The 16,500-nt window shown below is 42.5% G+C and carries 15 protein-coding genes; 8 read left to right on the top strand and 7 right to left on the bottom strand.

Annotated features, from left to right (window positions below; translation table 11 throughout):
• Position 1: 1 nt before the first annotated feature.
• From PL9214_RS18645 to PL9214_RS18625, 5 genes are all read right to left on the bottom strand, one after another.
• Positions 2 to 421 carry a diacylglycerol kinase gene (locus PL9214_RS18645; RefSeq protein ID WP_245824297.1) on the bottom strand — a complete coding sequence of 140 codons (420 nt, stop codon included), beginning with the start codon at positions 419 to 421 and terminating at the stop codon, positions 2 to 4.
• 217 nt (positions 422 to 638) lie between these two features.
• Complete coding sequence (locus tag PL9214_RS18640; protein WP_281250347.1) at positions 639 to 917, bottom strand: zinc ribbon domain-containing protein; 279 nt, start codon at positions 915 to 917, stop codon at positions 639 to 641.
• A gap of 387 nt (positions 918 to 1,304) precedes the next feature.
• The gene (gene ybeY / locus PL9214_RS18635) at positions 1,305 to 1,874 is read right to left on the bottom strand and encodes an rRNA maturation RNase YbeY (protein WP_072720271.1); all 570 of its coding nucleotides are present in this window, start codon (positions 1,872 to 1,874) and stop codon (positions 1,305 to 1,307) included.
• Between the two features lie 127 nt (positions 1,875 to 2,001).
• Positions 2,002 to 2,181 carry a DUF3285 domain-containing protein gene (locus PL9214_RS18630; RefSeq protein WP_072720459.1) on the bottom strand — a complete coding sequence of 60 codons (180 nt, stop codon included), beginning with the start codon at positions 2,179 to 2,181 and terminating at the stop codon, positions 2,002 to 2,004.
• Between the two features lie 121 nt (positions 2,182 to 2,302).
• A complete protein-coding gene (locus PL9214_RS18625; RefSeq protein ID WP_072720270.1) occupies positions 2,303 to 2,827 on the bottom strand; it encodes a thylakoid membrane photosystem I accumulation factor in 525 nt (174 codons plus the stop codon).
• 77 nt (positions 2,828 to 2,904) lie between these two features.
• Between PL9214_RS18625 and PL9214_RS31390 the strand changes: the two genes are divergently transcribed.
• The 7 genes from PL9214_RS31390 (at position 2,905) to PL9214_RS18590 (ending at position 12,491) form a co-directional block, all read left to right on the top strand.
• Entirely contained in the window at positions 2,905 to 3,075 is a 171-nt protein-coding gene (locus PL9214_RS31390) for a hypothetical protein (RefSeq protein WP_186440402.1), read from the top strand.
• 803 nt (positions 3,076 to 3,878) lie between these two features.
• A complete protein-coding gene (gene apcA, locus PL9214_RS18615) occupies positions 3,879 to 4,364 on the top strand; it encodes an allophycocyanin subunit alpha (RefSeq protein WP_072720268.1) in 486 nt (161 codons plus the stop codon).
• A 68-nt stretch (positions 4,365 to 4,432) separates the two neighbouring features.
• On the top strand, positions 4,433 to 4,918 hold the full coding sequence (gene apcB / locus PL9214_RS18610; protein WP_072720267.1) for an allophycocyanin subunit beta: 486 nt from the start codon (positions 4,433 to 4,435) through the stop codon (positions 4,916 to 4,918).
• 222 nt (positions 4,919 to 5,140) lie between these two features.
• On the top strand, positions 5,141 to 5,344 hold the full coding sequence (locus PL9214_RS18605; RefSeq protein ID WP_072720266.1) for a phycobilisome linker polypeptide: 204 nt from the start codon (positions 5,141 to 5,143) through the stop codon (positions 5,342 to 5,344).
• A gap of 183 nt (positions 5,345 to 5,527) precedes the next feature.
• Positions 5,528 to 7,606, top strand: coding sequence for a hypothetical protein (locus PL9214_RS18600; protein ID WP_072720265.1), 2,079 nt, complete (start codon positions 5,528 to 5,530; stop codon positions 7,604 to 7,606).
• A gap of 66 nt (positions 7,607 to 7,672) precedes the next feature.
• Positions 7,673 to 11,212 (top strand): WD40 domain-containing protein, encoded by a 3,540-nt coding sequence (locus PL9214_RS18595; protein WP_072720264.1) that lies wholly within the window; start codon positions 7,673 to 7,675, stop codon positions 11,210 to 11,212.
• Positions 11,213 to 11,474: 262 nt separating this feature from the next.
• Complete coding sequence (locus PL9214_RS18590; protein ID WP_072720263.1) at positions 11,475 to 12,491, top strand: type I glyceraldehyde-3-phosphate dehydrogenase; 1,017 nt, start codon at positions 11,475 to 11,477, stop codon at positions 12,489 to 12,491.
• Between the two features lie 147 nt (positions 12,492 to 12,638).
• On the opposite strand, the gene thiL is transcribed toward PL9214_RS18590, so the two are convergent.
• Together thiL and PL9214_RS18580 are read right to left on the bottom strand one after the other, a co-directional pair.
• Entirely contained in the window at positions 12,639 to 13,640 is a 1,002-nt protein-coding gene (gene thiL, locus PL9214_RS18585) for a thiamine-phosphate kinase (protein WP_072720262.1), read from the bottom strand.
• A gap of 110 nt (positions 13,641 to 13,750) precedes the next feature.
• Complete coding sequence (locus PL9214_RS18580) at positions 13,751 to 15,232, bottom strand: isochorismate synthase (RefSeq protein ID WP_072720261.1); 1,482 nt, start codon at positions 15,230 to 15,232, stop codon at positions 13,751 to 13,753.
• A 325-nt stretch (positions 15,233 to 15,557) separates the two neighbouring features.
• On the opposite strand from PL9214_RS18580, the gene menA reads away from it, so the two are divergent.
• Positions 15,558 to 16,457: a 2-carboxy-1,4-naphthoquinone phytyltransferase gene (menA, locus tag PL9214_RS18575; protein ID WP_072720260.1), complete on the top strand. Its 900-nt coding sequence runs from the start codon at positions 15,558 to 15,560 to the stop codon at positions 16,455 to 16,457.
• The last annotated feature ends 43 nt before the right edge of the window (positions 16,458 to 16,500 follow it).

The following is a 16,500-nucleotide window of genomic DNA, read 5'->3' as shown; positions in this document are numbered from 1 at the left end:
TTTAAACTCCTAATAAGGTAACGTTAATCCAGGCGATGAAAGGAGGTAATAGTAAGATTACCGCCACAAATAATGCCACAATAGCAGAGATTAAAACGGCTGCGGCGGCGCAATCTTTAGCAATTTTGGCTAACTCATGGTAAGACTGACCCACCGTTAAATCAACAACGGATTCTATGGCTGTATTCAATAATTCCATCGTCATTACCGCCCCAATGGTTAAGCCAATAACTGCCACTTCCACCTTGGGTAAATTCAAAAAAAGACCCAAGCCAATGGCTAGGGTTCCAATAAGAGTATGAATCCGAAAGTTTCTTTGGGTTCTAAAAGCATAAATGATTCCAGCCCAAGCATATTTAAAGCTAACTAATAAATTAGATGCTATTGTCCAAGATAATTCTCGGTTATATTTTTTTCCCATAGCATCAGACCGGTTGGGCTGTACTGGTGTTGTTCCTTGAGGTAGAGAAATCAACGATGAGGCTGCAAATTCTGAAATAGAGGGTTTGTTTAGGTGCATTAGTGGATAGATCCTTCACTGATTACATTTTTAACCACATTCAGTTTCCATAAGCATACTGCAAGCAATCTATCTTGACACTCCCCGCTCTCTTATAGACGGGGATTCTAACTTCGACCTAGATACGTGCTGCGACCAGGGTTTCCCCAAGAAGAGTAGAGGTTTCTAGTCCATTAGCGTTACTTCGGGATTGCCCATCCCTAGCTTGTTTAGCAAGATTGAGAATGTTTTTTGCAGCGTTTGTATCTCTATGTAACTCACATCCACAGTTACAAATATGGGTGCGAGTCGATAGAGATTTTTTAACAATTACCCCACAATTAGAACATTTTTGCAAAGTGTAATGGGGTGCAACCGGAATTGCCAATTTATCAAATTTAGCTGCAAAATATTCTATCTATTGTCGGAACAAATACCAACAGGCATCGCTTTAAGGCAAATTTGTCAATTTTCAATTCTCTGGAATTATCCATCCAGTATCTAATCGCTTTATTGCGAACAAATTGAGTTGTACGAATTGCTTGATCAATTGCTTTGTATTGCTCAAGCTTGTCTTTAACTTTGTATTCTAAAACTATCATGGAAATCTCTTATTTTCGACCTGTTGATAGGTTAACATAAATCAGAAAACATAAATCAGAAAAATATTCATGGGGAATAAATTCCCCTGAGTCGCTTTTCATCTGTTGTCTGAAGACACGCTGGTTTTCAAGCTCCCATCCTGGCTTTATAATAAATCTGTGCTTCATGGCTCTACCTCAGAATTTGTGCTGTACTCAGGGAGTCACCGTAGCGAGTTAACTAATCCAATAATTTCTAAAAGAACTCGTTGTTGGTTTAACATTTCCGTTAAACTTTCATCATCAGGATGATCCCAACCTAAAAGATGTAATAACCCGTGAGTCGCTAACCATCCTAACTCGGTTTTGAGGGAATGTCCCTGTTCTTGAGCTTGGTTATAAGCGGTTTCCACCGAAATGACAATATCGCCCAAATATAGCGATTGAGAAGATAAAATTTCGGGAGGTAGGGGACAATCGACCTCTAATGACGCAAAGGCTAACACATCGGTCGGTTTATTTTGGGAACGATACTGAGTATTTAACGTTTCTATCTCTGTATTATCCGTTAGGCGCAAGCTTAATTCATAACTGGATGCGCTGGGAAGATCAGAATGTAAATGATTCAGCCAAATTTGAAACCAATTTTCCCATTCTGTCTCATTGATGGGACAGTCAATTACTAGGGGCGAAGACTCCATACTCTGGTCTGGGCTGGAGTTAGGTTCTGGGTTTTCTAACACAAACCGATCCCAAAAACAGTCCTGTATACTAACTTCAATTTGAACACTCATTTATAGAAGGGAACAGGGAACAGGGAGGAAAAAACAGGTGTAGGGTCTAGCTTTGCTGCATCACTACTTTGCCTTAATAGGTCTCTGACGACTGCTATAAGATAAAATTTAATCAAAATTCTAGGGGTTAGCGAGTCAGGTAAGCCATCCCGATGAGAAATCCTAATAAACCTATGGTGGTTAATGCAAAATGAAACAAAGACTTTCCGCCTTTGCGAACCATATTTCGCATCGCTAATTTAACATAGCTGGGTTTGGGTTCGTTGGGTTTAACCTCTGAGGATGCCGGAGAGGAGGGGGTATTCATCACGCTTGGTTTAGAAATTAATAGGGGAAAATAGACCGACTGACTCAATCTTAACAAAAATGTAACATTTTATGAAGCGATCGCCCGGTCGAATCTACCATCCACAATATCCCCAACGGTTTTAACGCTGAGTTTCTACTAACTCGGTGTTAAATTCATTGAAAGAACGTCGCCGCAATTCCACAGATTCAGACCGAGGAAGTAAATCAAAAACTTGACGAAACACATCATCGACACGTTCAAAAGCAACTTGTCCGTTTTGATCAAGAACCACTTTCCCCGACTGGTCAATTAATACGGTTTGAGGAACATAGCCTTTGTAATAATAGCCCGGTTCCTGACTAGAAAACTGGGTATCGGGTAATAAAGTATCAACATTGACCGGAATAAAATCCGCAGCCCTTCCGTAAAAACGCTGAAGTTCAGATACAGTTGTTGTAAATTTTTTACAATCTTTGCTATCGTCCAAGAAAAAGACTAATAAAGCGGGTCTGCCTTGTCTGCGGGATTCTGCTAAGGTAACTCTGGGAGGGACTAGGGAACCATTTCCCCCATACAAGGCAAAAATATTACCATCAAAGCGATCATCATCCAAACTGGCTAACGCGGTTGGGACAAGGGTAAAAAAGAATACACTAATAATCACGAAGGTTATCAGTAGGGTTTTGAAACCTTTAAAACCCTGAAAGCACTGTTGTAGAATTTTGAACGGAGGACAATTCCATGGAGTTAGACGCATATTCTGGAAGCAACAATTCAGATAGAAACGGAATCTATTGTGACATTAGTTTTCCGGTGTTCTCAAAAAAGAGTAGAAACTCCACTGAATTTTATAATACAAATGCAACCGCCGTCGCGATCGCAACTGACCCCCGCGAACATCAAGGATCTTGATGGGTAATCAACCCTTGTTGTGCCACTTAAATCAGTTGTTGAAGATCTACGATGGGTATCGTCATCAAGACATCCTAAAAGAAAAGTAGCCACAATGGTTTTGCCGGAGTGGATAGGGATTGTTTGACTCAGCCTTTAAGAGTGAAAATCTCTTAAGAATCCCCGTCTCTTCAGAGCGGGGAGTGTCAACGATATCGTTCTTGACTAGGCTTAGGGTTCATGATTTTTGGGATTGAATTGTCGCTTCAAAATCAGTGGACATCGTTCCCACCCCGTGGAATGTTAAAAACTATTACAATCCCGCTAAGAATGTGGGCTCTATGCCTCAAAATACAAGCGATAGGTAGTAACAGTATTGGGCGAATGTCCAAAGCGAGTTACAGTCGCCGGAAGGCATTCGGAGACTCTAAACGGGCGTGGAGAAAGAAAGCATAAGACCTAAGAATTTAGGCTGTGATCAAGGAAGCGTCAACCCATCAGATGCAGACCCGAATAGGGAGCAGGCTGGGAATTCACTTGCTTTCAGGCAGTGGAGGATGTCAAGCTTGTGAACTGTCCCCTAAAAATCTCAAAAATTTTTGAGGGCTACGAACAAGCCAAAAGTGAACCGATAAAAATCTTAAATAAAAATAGATTTGATTGCGGATCACAAAGCAGATACACTCTAAGATCATGGCTTGATCCAGAATGTATCTGAACAAGCAGGAACGCTCAGAGGTCACTCTGAGACTCTCCAACTCAGTTACATGGGTTTTCGGGAGAGTGTCAATCAGGAAAACGTTAGCTAAACGCTTTTGTAGAAAATGAGTATCGTCACAAAATCCATCGTTAATGCCGACGCCGAAGCGCGTTACCTCAGCCCTGGTGAATTAGATCGAATCAAAGCCTTCGTCACCTCTGGTGAGCGTCGCGTTCGCATCGCCGAAACGCTGACAGGTGCCCGTGAGCGCATCATCAAAGAAGCTGGAAGCCAACTCTTCCAGAAACGCCCTGATGTGGTCTCTCCTGGTGGCAATGCTTATGGCCAAGAAATGACCGCTACCTGCTTACGCGACCTCGACTACTACCTGCGTCTGGTCACCTATGGAATCGTTGCGGGCGATGTTACCCCCATCGAAGAAATCGGGATCGTTGGCGCTCGGGAAATGTACAAATCTCTGGGTACCCCCATTGAAGCCGTTGTCGAAGGAATTCGTGCTACGAAGAATGTTGCTGCTGGTCTGTTATCTGGTGAAGATGCAGCCGAAGCCTCAGCTTACTTCGACTATGTGATCGGTGCAATGTCATAGTTCCGATTGCTTTATCACCTTTTTTAAACGATTCCTAGATTCAGCGACTACAAGGAAATAGAACAATCATGCAAGACGCCATTACTTCCGTAATCAATTCTTCTGACGTTCAAGGTAAGTACCTGGATGCCAGCGCCCTGGGCAAATTAAAAGCCTACTTCGCCACTGGCGAACTGCGGGTTCGTGCTGCTTCCACGATCAGTGCCAACGCAGCCACCATCGTCAAAGAAGCAGTAGCCAAATCTCTGCTGTACTCTGACGTCACCCGTCCTGGTGGAAATATGTACACCACCCGTCGTTATGCTGCTTGCATTCGCGACTTAGACTACTACCTCCGTTATGCCACCTACGCCATGTTAGCTGGCGATCCTTCCATTCTTGATGAGCGCGTTCTCAACGGTTTGAAAGAAACCTATAACTCTCTGGGTGTTCCCATCGGTTCTACCGTTCAAGCCATCCAAGCCATGAAAGAAGTGACCGCTAGCTTAGTGGGCGCTGATGCTGGCAAAGAAATGGGCATTTACTTTGACTATATCTCCTCTGGCTTAAGCTAAAACCGATGTTAGGTTTTTGAGGGTGAATTTCTAAATTCCCAATTCAAAATCCGAACAACCTTCAAGGCCAGGGAAGTCTGGAGTGAGTGCTAGACCGCCAAAGGCTTGTCTGTTATTCCTGATAAGTTTTAGCGAGCTAGTATTGACTTCTGACTCCCGGCCTTTGAGCATTTAAAAATTGATCTAAAACTTGTTAAATTTGCTCAGGAGAGACGAAAAAAAATGCGGATGTTCAAAGTAACAGCTTGTGTGCCAAGCCAAACCCGGATTCGTACCCAACGGGAATTACAAAATACTTACTTTACAAAGTTAGTTCCCTATGACAATTGGTTCAAAGAACAACAACGCATCATGAAAATGGGCGGTAAAATTGTCAAAGTGGAACTGGCAACTGGCAAGCCAGGAACGAATACAGGATTACTGTAGAAGGCAGGAGGCAGGGGACAGAAGGTAGAGGGAACTGGGAAAGAAGAATAGAGATTAATTCTTAATTCTTAATTCTTAATTCTTAATTCCTCCTGCCTCCTGCCTCCTGCCTCCTCCTATTTCCTGACTCCTATTCGGCTATGATATTGGAGAGATAAAACACCACCTGAATAGAGGCGGGAAATGGCAAGTTGGGAATTTCTAGTCCAAAAAGAAGGGGATAATACTTGGCTGACCTTAGAATCCCCCGATGTTGAAATTTTAGAAGGGCGCTATCGGATGGTCGCCCGTTCTGGTTATACAAACACCTCCATTGATGTTCGCATTATTTATCAAGATTTTGAAGCCCTTCCACCTGTTCAACAAGTTCAAACTCGAACACTAACGACCAATTCCGAAGGGTTAATGGTGGTGATGCCTTACACTTCCTTAAAACCTGGAAATTGGCAGTTTTCCTGCTCCCCTCAACTGACCTCTGGATTATTATCAACGGTTGGTAAAAGAACAATCCAACTCCGAGTTCTCCCCGTAGACCTAGAAGACCTTGATCAACCCTTTGAAGAAACTCAACCCCCGACGGTCAATATTATCCCCACAGAATCGGTAGATATTGAGGTAACACCGGAACCTTCCCCTAAAATTGTACAATTTCCCACCTCTCGTTCTAATCCGGTTGCTGAACCCCCACAGCCCCAAGCTTCAACCCCTGAAACTCCCTTGTCCCTCGTTGAAGAGTCTCCCCAACCCCTTCAGCCGGTAGAGACTTTGCTCAATGCGCTGCACCTGAGCCTCGATCAAGATTCCTTTGTTGCCCGTTTGGGACAACCTGTAATCCTATGGGGGCGCATCGAACTGCCCATCGCTTCCCCCTCTCAGCCTTCAACTTCTGTTTATCCCGTCCTTCCTTCCTGTGAACTGCAATTTCGTTTACGCGACCCCCAAACCGCAGAACCGTTATTTGAGGTAAGCCAACCCCTTCGGTTCTCGGATTTTCCCCTGTCTTTTTCCGGTGTGGTTTATATTCCCTTTGAATGCAAAACCCGTTTAATTTTAGGGGAAGTGATCTTTTCCCATGATGGGGTTCCGGTGACGACCCAATCTTTTAACGTGGTGACTCAGGTTGAACATCTCCTCGAAGCCATTGATCAAGGTTTTGGCACCCAACAGGATCAAGAAGACTTCCCTGACCTTTCAACGTTGGATTTGGGAGTTTTGGAATTACCCGACCTCAGCGATAACATAAAAACGGCTCAATCCCCCTCTGCTGAACCCTTTGCTCCTGAGATTTCCACCATTTTGCCACCCAAAATACATCCCTCTGGAACGGACTCTCGACCCTCTACCCCCCTAGATTTACCAACATTTGGCCAGAGTTCAACGACTCAGGAGGTTCAGACCCCTGGGGTTCCGGTGTCTGAGGATTTATCAATCAGTGTTGAAACGTCCGAATCAACGTCTACAGATATCCCCGTTTCAATTTCACCCTTGCCGATACCCGTCCCCGATCCCATAGTAGAATCCGCCCCCATTACTAAACCTAAACCAGATCCAGAGGTTCAACAAGCCTTTCAAGCGTTGGATCTCAATAATCGATTTTGGTCGCGGTTAAATTCTTTAGCCCAGGATCAGGAATGGTCACAATGGGTTAAACGCGCTAACGTTAATCCTTTACCGGAGATTCCGTTTAATGCTGCTACTAATATTGTTAAACGTTCTGATCATGACAAGCAAGATGCCTGTTCCCCAGTTTTCTCAGAAGTGATTCATCCCCAGGAGGAATTAGAAGAAATTGTCGTTGATGATGAACCTTTGGAATCTCCTTCCGCATTTTTTTCAAAACGTAAACTGGGGAAAGAAACGAAACCGGAAACTTCTACGACAAATCAACCGATTCCCTATGTTTTATCAGAGGATCAACCCGTTCCTGATCCAGAAATTGAGGTCTTAGCAACAGAAATTATTTCCGGACGATTGGTAAAAGTTCGGGTGCGACTTCCCGATGGTTTACCTCGAATTTATGTCAAAGTTTGGCTTTTTGATCGGCAAACTCGTAGTGTTGTTGATGGCCCTCGGTGGTTAACAGAATTTTCACCCAATGGGTTTGATCAAATTGAAACCACTATTGATTTAGAAGTTCCTTACAGTAGTTTAGAGGTACTTTTTGAAGCGATCTCTGTTGAAATGCAAACCCAACGAGAAAGCAATAAAATCACGATTGAACGCTCTGTCAACCCTCCTCCAGCACCTTCTTTACCTCTTTAATAACTGATAACTGATAACTGATAACTGATAACTGATAACTGATAACTGATAACTGATAACTGACACATGATCAAATCCTATTATCAAGTTGGAGGGAGTCTTGCCACTTATATACCCAGTTATGTTCCCCGAAAAGCTGATAAAGAATTATATGAAGCTTTAAGAAAGGGAGAATTTTGTTATATTCTCAATTGTCGGCAGATGGGGAAGTCTTCTCTTTTAGTGCGGACAACTCATCGACTTCAAAATCAAGGGTTTCAGTGTGCGATCATTGATTTGACCGTGATTGGAAGTGAAACCGTTACACCCGAACAGTGGTATAAAGGAATTGTTGCCGAGTTATGTAGATATTTTCATTTGTTTGGACAATTTAATTTAAAAGCTTGGTGGCTAGACAATGCAGAATTATCCTTAGCGCAAAGATTGGGCTATTTTATTGAAGATATTTTATTAGAATATTTCCCTGACCAAAATATTATTATTTTAATTGATGAAATTGATAGTGTTTTAAGTTTAAAATTTCAAGTCGATGATTTTTTTGCCCTGATTCGCTCCTTTTATAATAAAAGAGTCATGGCTCCCCAATATTATCGAATAACTTGGGCAATTTGTGGAGTTTCCACACCCAGCGATTTAATTCAAGATCGGAATCGAACCCCTTTTAATATTGGGAAACCCATTCATCTTGACGGCTTTACCTTTGAGGAAGCACAACCTTTAGCGGTGGGATTAAATGATCAGTGTGAAAATGGCACAGAAATTTTAAAAGAAATTTTAAATTGGACAGGAGGACAACCTTTTTTAACCCATAAATTTAGTCAATTAATCTTTCAATTAATGACCGTTAATTCTGTATCGAGGTTAACGATTTCCCCCGGTCATGAAAAAAATGCAGTCGAGTCTATTGCTAGACAATATTTAATCACCAATTGGGAAAAACAAGATGAACCTGAACATTTAAGAACAATCCGCGCTCGCCTGCTCAGAAACGAACATAAAGCCGGAAGACTCCTAGGTATCTACCAACAAATTTTAAATCAAATAGATGTAAACATTGATGATAGCCGAGAAAAAATTGAACTGATATTGTCCGGTTTAGTGATTCAAGACAATCAATATCTAAAAATTAAAAATAGAATTTATCAAGAAGTTTTTAATCTACAATGGGTTGAAAAAGAATTTAACAAACTTCGTCCTTACTGGCAACTGTTAGAGGATTGGGTCGCCTCTGAACAAACCGATCAATCTCGTTTATTACGGGGAAAAGCCTTACAAGATGCCCAAGAGTGGACACAAAACAAAAGTTTAAGTGATTTAGATTATCAATTTTTATCAGCTAGTGAAACCATAGATAGGCAGGAAGTTCAACAAGCTTTAGAAGCCCAACGACTCAAAGAAGTTGAAAAAAATGCTCACAGACAACGGTTGTTAATGATGGTATTAATAGTGGCATTTGTTACCGTGACGGCTTTAGGATTAACGAATTTTTGGCAATATCGTAAAGTCGTTATCAGTGAACGAAAAGCTCGGATCAGCGAAATTCAAGCCCTAGCTTCCTCTTCTGAAGGGTTATTTGCGTCTAATCATCATTTAGATGCCTTAATAGAAGCGTTACGCGCTAGAAGAAAACTATTGTTGTTAGGTCGAGTTGATCCGAAAACTCAAAGCCAGGTGGAATTAGTTCTTCAACAAGCAATTTTAGGGGCTGATGAATATAACCGCTTATCCAAACCTTGGACAGGAACTCGTGGGATTAAGTTTAGCCCAGATGGAGAACTGATGATCGTCGCCGGCCAGGATAATACCATTAATCTGTGGACAAAAGAAGGCAGACTGTTGAAAAGCCTGAAAGGGCATCAGGGACTATTGGGGGGTGTTGCTATCAGTCGAGACGGTCAACTGATTGCTTCCGCTTCTGGCGATCGCACGGTGAAACTCTGGACACGGGATGGGGCTTTACTCCATACCTTGAAGGGTCATCAGGCAGTAGTTCAAACGGTGGAGATTAGCCCCAATGGAAAATGGATTGCTTCTGGAAGTGAAGATGGAACAGTCAAATTGTGGGGACGAGATGGAACCCTGATCAGAACTTTGATTACCGGGAACGGTATTAATTATGGACTAGCGTTTACCGCAGATAGTCAAAAAATCCTAGCGAGTCGAGAAGATGGGAAACTCTTGATTTGGGGGGTTGACGGTCAACTCTTAGCCACTGTCCCGGGTCATAATGCTGTGATTCTGGGTATAGCGATTAATCCTCAAGGGAATACCATTGCCACAGCCTCGGCGGATGGAACCCTGAAATTGTGGGAATTTTCTGGAGATATGCCTGTTCTGCTAACGACTCTGAAACAACACAAAGGCATGGTTATGAATGTAACCTTCAGTCCCGACAACACGCAACTAGCCTCCGCCTCCGATGACAAAACCCTTCAACTCTGGCAACGAGTGGGGACAACTTGGAACCATCCCCAACTCCGCAGCACCTTTGCCGGACACCGGGGGATGATCATGGATGTGGAGTTTAGTCCTGATGGTCAAACCTTGGCTTCTATGTCTTCAGACAGTACAGTGAAACTCTGGAAATGGGCGAACCCCTTACTTAAATCTTTGAAAGCGCATCAAACTGCGGTGTTTAGCCTTGCCTTCAGCCCCGATAGCCAAATTTTGGCTTCTGCTAGTCTTGATAGAACGGTCAAACTCTGGGACACTCGCGATGGGATACCGTCGGTACTACCTCTACGCACCTTAAAAACAGATGGGGGATTGATGGGAGTCACGTTTAGTCCCGATGGCAAACGGTTAGCTCTTGCCAGTATCAAAGGAATGCTGCAATTGTGGACAAGGGATGGGAAATTGCTATCAACTGTCAAAGGACATCAAGGCGCACTGAGAAAAAGCCAGTTTAGTTCCGATGGTACGCGACTGGTTACCTCTAGTGGAGATGGAACCGTTGGACTCTGGAATGTTGAAGGAAAAACTCCGGTTTTACTGATGCAATTAAAGGGACATCAAGCGGGTCTCTGGGCTGCTATTTTTAGCCCCGATGGTCAGAAGATTGCCTCCTGTAGTGGAGATGGCACCATTAAACTTTGGACAAAAGACGGTCAGTTTTTGAGAACGATTAGAGCCAGTCAAGTGGTAGTTCGGTCAATCGCCTATAACCCAAAGTCCCAACTTTTAGCCAGTGGTAGCGATGATAAAACTGTGAAACTCTGGAAAACCGATGGCACGTTAGTCAAGACTTTAACGGGACATGATGATATGGTGCGGGCAGTAGCCTTTAGTCCCGATGGAACACTTCTTGCGACTGGAAGTGGGGATGGCATGATTAAATTGTGGCAACCAGACGGAACCTTATTAACCACCCTCAAAGCCCATACCGGAGGAATTTGGGAACTGGCATTTAGTCGCGATGGTCAGAAACTCGCCTCCGCCAGTGAGGATAGTACCGTTGTTTTGTGGAATCTTCAGCAAGTTCGATCAATGGATCATTTGATTACTCACGGATGTAACTGGATACGAGATTATTTACAGACGAATGGGGACTTAGAAGAAAGCGACCGACATTTGTGTGACGAGGTGACAGCCGGGAAGGGGGAGTAGGGGACAAGGGGACAAGGGGACAGGGGGACAGGGGGACAAGGGGGACAAGGGGGAGCAGGGGGAGCAGGGGGAGCAGGGGGAGGAAATTATTTCTTGCCTATAGCAAGATTGCCTATTGCCTGTTCCCTGTTCCCTGTTCCCTGTTCCCTGCTAGAAAACAGAAGAATGCGACAGCCTTTACGGTATGATTGGGGTCAATAGAAACATCTATCTCGTTAAACTTTAGCCTGGTTTGGGCGATGCCATTGTTAGGAGGAACAAGGTGATTAAAGTCGCAATCAACGGTTTTGGACGGATTGGACGTAACGTTTTGCGCTGCTGGTTAACTCGGCAAAATAGCAATTTAGAGTTTGTGGGAATCAACGATACTTCTGATCCCACCACCAATGCTCACTTGCTGAAATATGATTCCATGCTGGGGACGCTCAAAGGCGTGGATATCAAAGCCGATGAAAACTCCATTATTATTAATGGCAAAACCATTAAATGTGTGTCTGATCGGAATCCCTTGAATTTGCCTTGGCAAGAATGGGGTGTGGATTTAATTATCGAATCCACTGGGGTATTTATTACGGAGGAAGGAGCCTCTAAGCATATTCAGGCTGGGGCTAAAAAAGTCCTGATTACGGCTCCTGGAAAAGGAGATGGCGTGGATACCTTTGTGGTGGGTGTGAATCACCAAGACTACAATCACGATCAACACCGGATTCTCAGTAACGCCAGTTGCACCACTAACTGTTTAGCTCCTTTTGCTAAAGTGCTGCATGAAAAATTCGGCATTGTCAAAGGAACGATGACCACAACCCACAGTTACACTGGAGATCAGCGTCTGTTAGATGCCAGTCACCGGGATGTGCGTCGGGCCAGAGCCGCTGCGGTGAATATTGTTCCGACTTCTACGGGTGCTGCGAAAGCCGTTGCTTTAGTGATTCCTGAATTAAAAGGAAAACTCAACGGGATTGCTTTCCGAGTTCCTACCCCTAACGTCTCCATTGTGGATTTAGTGGTACAGGTGGAGAAGAAAACCTTCGTCGAAGAAGTCAACCAAGCTCTCCAAGAAGCAGCCGAAGGTAATATGAAGGGGATTCTGGAATACAGCGATCTGCCGTTGGTGTCTTCTGACTACAAGGGACATGACGCTTCTTCTATTGTGGATGCCAGCTTAACGATGGTTATGGGTGGCGACATGGTGAAAGTCGTGGCTTGGTATGACAACGAATGGGGTTATAGCCAACGGGTGGTTGATTTAGCCGAATTAGTGGCTACAAATTGGAAATAGATTGAATCAGGAGAGAGGCAGCGTTTTTCGTTGGTGGCGACCGTTGGGATGCTCAAACTTAAAACGCCCTACTCCGATTTCAGTTTGGCTGATGATGGCTTCGAGTTATGAATATTTAATTTAAAATTAATAATTCATAACTCACGGTTATGATAAAAAGTGCTGAAATCCTCTACTGAGGGAAAGTTCTTCTACCGTTGAGGGTTCAGCATCATCAATTAATAAGATATTGGGGTGGGATGTAATTTCACCAATGATTGAGGCTGCTGTCCCTAACTGTTGAACTAAAAGTTGAGCTAAATCGCCCGGAAGACATAACACCAGTTGAAAGTCTTCACCCCCATATAATGGCCATTCTAAGGCTTGTTGAGGGGGAAGCAAGGTTTGTAAAGCTTCGGATATCGGAATTTGACAACGTTGTACCTGAGCTCCGACTTGACTGGCACGACAAATTTGGACAATGGCATCGGCGAGTCCATCGCTACTATCCATTCCAGCAATAGCAGTGGACGGTTGGGAGGCTAACAGGGTTTGCAATTTCGGTAAAACATCCAAGCGGGGTTGAGGGCGTTGATGGGCTTGGATTAAAGATAATCGTTGATTAGCCGTTAATTGGGTTTGTAATTCGGGATGTAACAGTAATTCTAATCCGCCTCGTGAATCCCCATGATATCCCGTAACCACAATTACATCCCCTGGGCGTGCGACAGAACGCTTAATGGCTAAATCTGGGTTAACACTTCCAAAAGCGGTAATGGAAATACAAGTGACAGAAGATCGGCAAATATCACCGCCCATAATTGGGGTATTGTACTGATTTAAACAGGTTGTTAATCCTTGATAAAGTTGTTCCACCCATGCAACGGGTTGATCACCTGTTATTCCTAATGCGACAGTAATTCCTAATGGAAACGCACCCATGGCGGCGAGATCGGATAAATTAACGGTGGCTGACCGCCATCCAACATCAAAGGGGGATGTGGTGCGATCGCTAAAATGCACGTTATCCACTAACATATCCGTTGTAATGACTAAAGATTCATCCCTAGGAACCGACAAAATCGCCGCATCATCCCCGACCATTTCGGGAGGACAAAAACGCTGCACAATTGCCAATAAACCTTGTTCTCCAATCTCTTTAACTAACATTATTATTTGTTGTTGGTTAACAGTCGTAGGGGGCGGGCAAAGCCCAAACCTACACTTTTTCTTGCCCTCTATTCCCTATTTCCTTTTCCCTTCTGTTCCCTGTTCCCTTTTTACACTAATGCTCGTAATAAAGCTTGTAATTTTAATTGAATTTCAGCGAGTTCTTTTTCCGGTTCTGACCCCGCCACAATTCCGGCTCCTGCATAAAGTCTAGCACGATTTCCATCTAATAAAGCAGAACGAATTCCGACAACAAATTCTCCATTTCCTTGATGATCAATCCAACCAATGGGAGCCGCATAAAGGGAGCGATCAAAAGCTTCATAATGATGGATTTGTTGTTGAGCAATATCTCTAGGGGTTCCCGCCACAGCCGGAGTCGGGTGCAATTGGGCTAAGATTTCTAACAGATGAATCTGGCTAGAAACTTGACATTGAATCGGTGTCCATAGGTGTTGAATATTAGTGAGTTGTCTTAAACAAGGTAAACCCGTTAAATTCGGAGTTAACCCTAAATTTAATAACCGTTCAACAATAAAATCTACCACCACTTGATGCTCACGCAGATTTTTTTCACTATTCAGTAATTCTTGACCTAAATTAACATCTTCTAAAGGCGTTTTGCCACGGGGGGCTGAACCCGCCAAGGCATCGGTAATTAACTCCTGATTTTTTAAACTAATTAACCGTTCTGGACTCGCACCAATAAATTGTTGACCCTTGCCATTTCCCGTTGAAAAGATATAACAATCTGGGTACAAAAATCGTAAATTATTTAAAGAATGAATCAAATTAAACGGTTTTTTAGAAACCACATCAATGGGTTGAGAAAGCACCAATTTCTTTAAAGATTTAGCTTGAATTAAATCTAAAGCGGAATTCACAGACTGTTTAAACTGTAAATAAGGTTTGGGGTCAGTTTCTACTTGTTTTGTTAATAATAAACTAGAATTTTCACAGGCGACCGAGAGAATTGAGGTTTTTTCTAACGCATTAATTTGTTGACTTTTATACCAAACATCACTCAAAATATTTTCGATTTTAGAGTTTTTCTTTAAAACAATATTAACAATTAAAATGCAGCGATTCTTTTTGCGAATCACTTGCCATTTCGGTAGAAATATGGTAGTTGGCGGAAAATAAACTCGTTCTTGATGAATTGAAGAATCCGGTAAAGAGTCCACCGATAAATTAGAATTAAAATGTTGATCAAAAAAAGTAAAACTACAACAAAAATAAGGTTTAGGTAAATTACTGTTTTTAGAACCAATAATAACAGTTTTATCTAAACAAGACTGAATAAAGTTTTGAGCTTCTAAAAACCGATTTTTTCCTCCTGTGGTGAACTTTATAGCCGTATCAACCGCAACAAAGGATTCCTCAATTTGAGGTTTCTCAAAATAAAAATGAATTAAATTAGGATGATAAAACTCCTGTAAAACTGCTAACGGATCAATCCATTGAATTTCATGAGCAATACTGAGAATTTTAGTCTGGTAATCCTGTAATCCATGATGCTGAAACTCTAACAAAAAACGATGCAGTTCTTGGCGATCTTGCAATAACGGGGTTGCAGAAGGAAAAACTGGCATATAAAAAACGAACAAGAAAAGGTTAGAACAGGGAAAAGTATTACCGAAAAATCGTTAACTTTGATTATCGTAATATAACTTAACGACTTTCAGCGCGATTTACCCTTTATTCATAATCTCTCTTGGAAAAATCTTCCCTTCAGTCTGTAAAAAAAGTTTATATAGCAGGTCTCAGAAGTCAGAAGCTAATTATTTCCTCCCCCTGCACCCCACTCCCGGTCTCCTGTGCCTCCCCTGTTCCCCTACACCCCCTGTTTGAAGTTCTCTACCCTGATCAGTTATTGTTATGGGACGATAGCATTTCATCGTTTAAAATCTTCCTGCTATGACCACAGAACTGATTGCAGCCTCAAAAAATAAATTATGGTTAGCGGCGATTAAGCCGCCGATGTATAGTGTGGCCATTATGCCAATTTGGGTTGGCACTGCCGTTGCCGTCTTTGAAACGTCTACCCTCAATTGGAAAATTTTTACCACGTTTATCACGGCTGCTATTTTAATTTTAGCCTGGGAAAACCTTTTGAATGATGTCTTTGATTCAGAAACAGGAATTGATAAAAATAAGCATCATTCTTTAGTCAATTTAACCGGAAATAAATTATTTATTCTTGCTATTGGGAATGGTTGTTTAGCTTTAGCTCTTTTAGGATTATTAGCAATTTGTTGGTGGCAAAAGGATTTAACCGTTTTAGGATTAATTCTCCTGTGTTGTGGGTTGGGGTATTTATATCAAGGGCCTCCCTTTCGGTTAGGATATCAAGGATTAGGAGAATTTTTATGTTTTTTTGCTTTTGGGCCCTTGGGGGTTTCCGCAGCCTATTATAGTCAAACCCAAAGCTGGTCATGGGTTTGTTTAGCGACATCAATTATTGTCGGAATTCCGATCACCTTAGTTTTATTTTGTTCCCATTTTCATCAAGTTGATGATGATATTGCGGCGGGTAAAAAGTCTCCCATTGTGCGTTTAGGAACAGAACGAGGTGCAAAACTTTTACCTTGGGTTTGTGGAAGCATTTTTTTGTTAACTGGGGGATTAGTGCTATTTGGAATTTTACCCATTTGGACGTTACTCAGCTTTGTTGGAATTCCCTCTGCTATAAAACTCTGCCGTCATGTCAGTCAATATCATAACCAGCCTAACTTAGTCAGCAATTGCAAATTTATTGCGATTTCTCTACAATTTTGGAGTAGCTTATTCTTAGGGGTAGGGTTAATTTTACATTAAATGAACACCCTTTTGTTATTTATTGATTTGGTGGGCAAAGCCC

Source organism: Planktothrix tepida PCC 9214 (assembly GCF_900009145.1).
In the GTDB taxonomy this organism is placed as follows: domain Bacteria; phylum Cyanobacteriota; class Cyanobacteriia; order Cyanobacteriales; family Microcoleaceae; genus Planktothrix; species Planktothrix tepida.
This window is presented reverse-complemented; position numbering and strand designations above follow the sequence as displayed.

Coding starts and splice junctions, on each gene's coding strand:
- menA (WP_072720260.1), top strand. CDS start 15,558: ATGACCACAGAACTGATTGCAGCCTCAAAAAATAAATTATGGTTAGCG.
- PL9214_RS18580 (WP_072720261.1), bottom strand. CDS start 15,232: ATGCCAGTTTTTCCTTCTGCAACCCCGTTATTGCAAGATCGCCAAGAA.
- PL9214_RS18605 (WP_072720266.1), top strand. CDS start 5,141: ATGCGGATGTTCAAAGTAACAGCTTGTGTGCCAAGCCAAACCCGGATT.
- apcA (WP_072720268.1), top strand. CDS start 3,879: ATGAGTATCGTCACAAAATCCATCGTTAATGCCGACGCCGAAGCGCGT.
- thiL (WP_072720262.1), bottom strand. CDS start 13,640: ATGTTAGTTAAAGAGATTGGAGAACAAGGTTTATTGGCAATTGTGCAG.
- PL9214_RS18645 (WP_245824297.1), bottom strand. CDS start 421: ATGGGAAAAAAATATAACCGAGAATTATCTTGGACAATAGCATCTAAT.
- ybeY (WP_072720271.1), bottom strand. CDS start 1,874: ATGAGTGTTCAAATTGAAGTTAGTATACAGGACTGTTTTTGGGATCGG.
- PL9214_RS18595 (WP_072720264.1), top strand. CDS start 7,673: ATGATCAAATCCTATTATCAAGTTGGAGGGAGTCTTGCCACTTATATA.
- PL9214_RS31390 (WP_186440402.1), top strand. CDS start 2,905: ATGGAGTTAGACGCATATTCTGGAAGCAACAATTCAGATAGAAACGGA.
- PL9214_RS18630 (WP_072720459.1), bottom strand. CDS start 2,181: ATGAATACCCCCTCCTCTCCGGCATCCTCAGAGGTTAAACCCAACGAA.
- apcB (WP_072720267.1), top strand. CDS start 4,433: ATGCAAGACGCCATTACTTCCGTAATCAATTCTTCTGACGTTCAAGGT.
- PL9214_RS18600 (WP_072720265.1), top strand. CDS start 5,528: ATGGCAAGTTGGGAATTTCTAGTCCAAAAAGAAGGGGATAATACTTGG.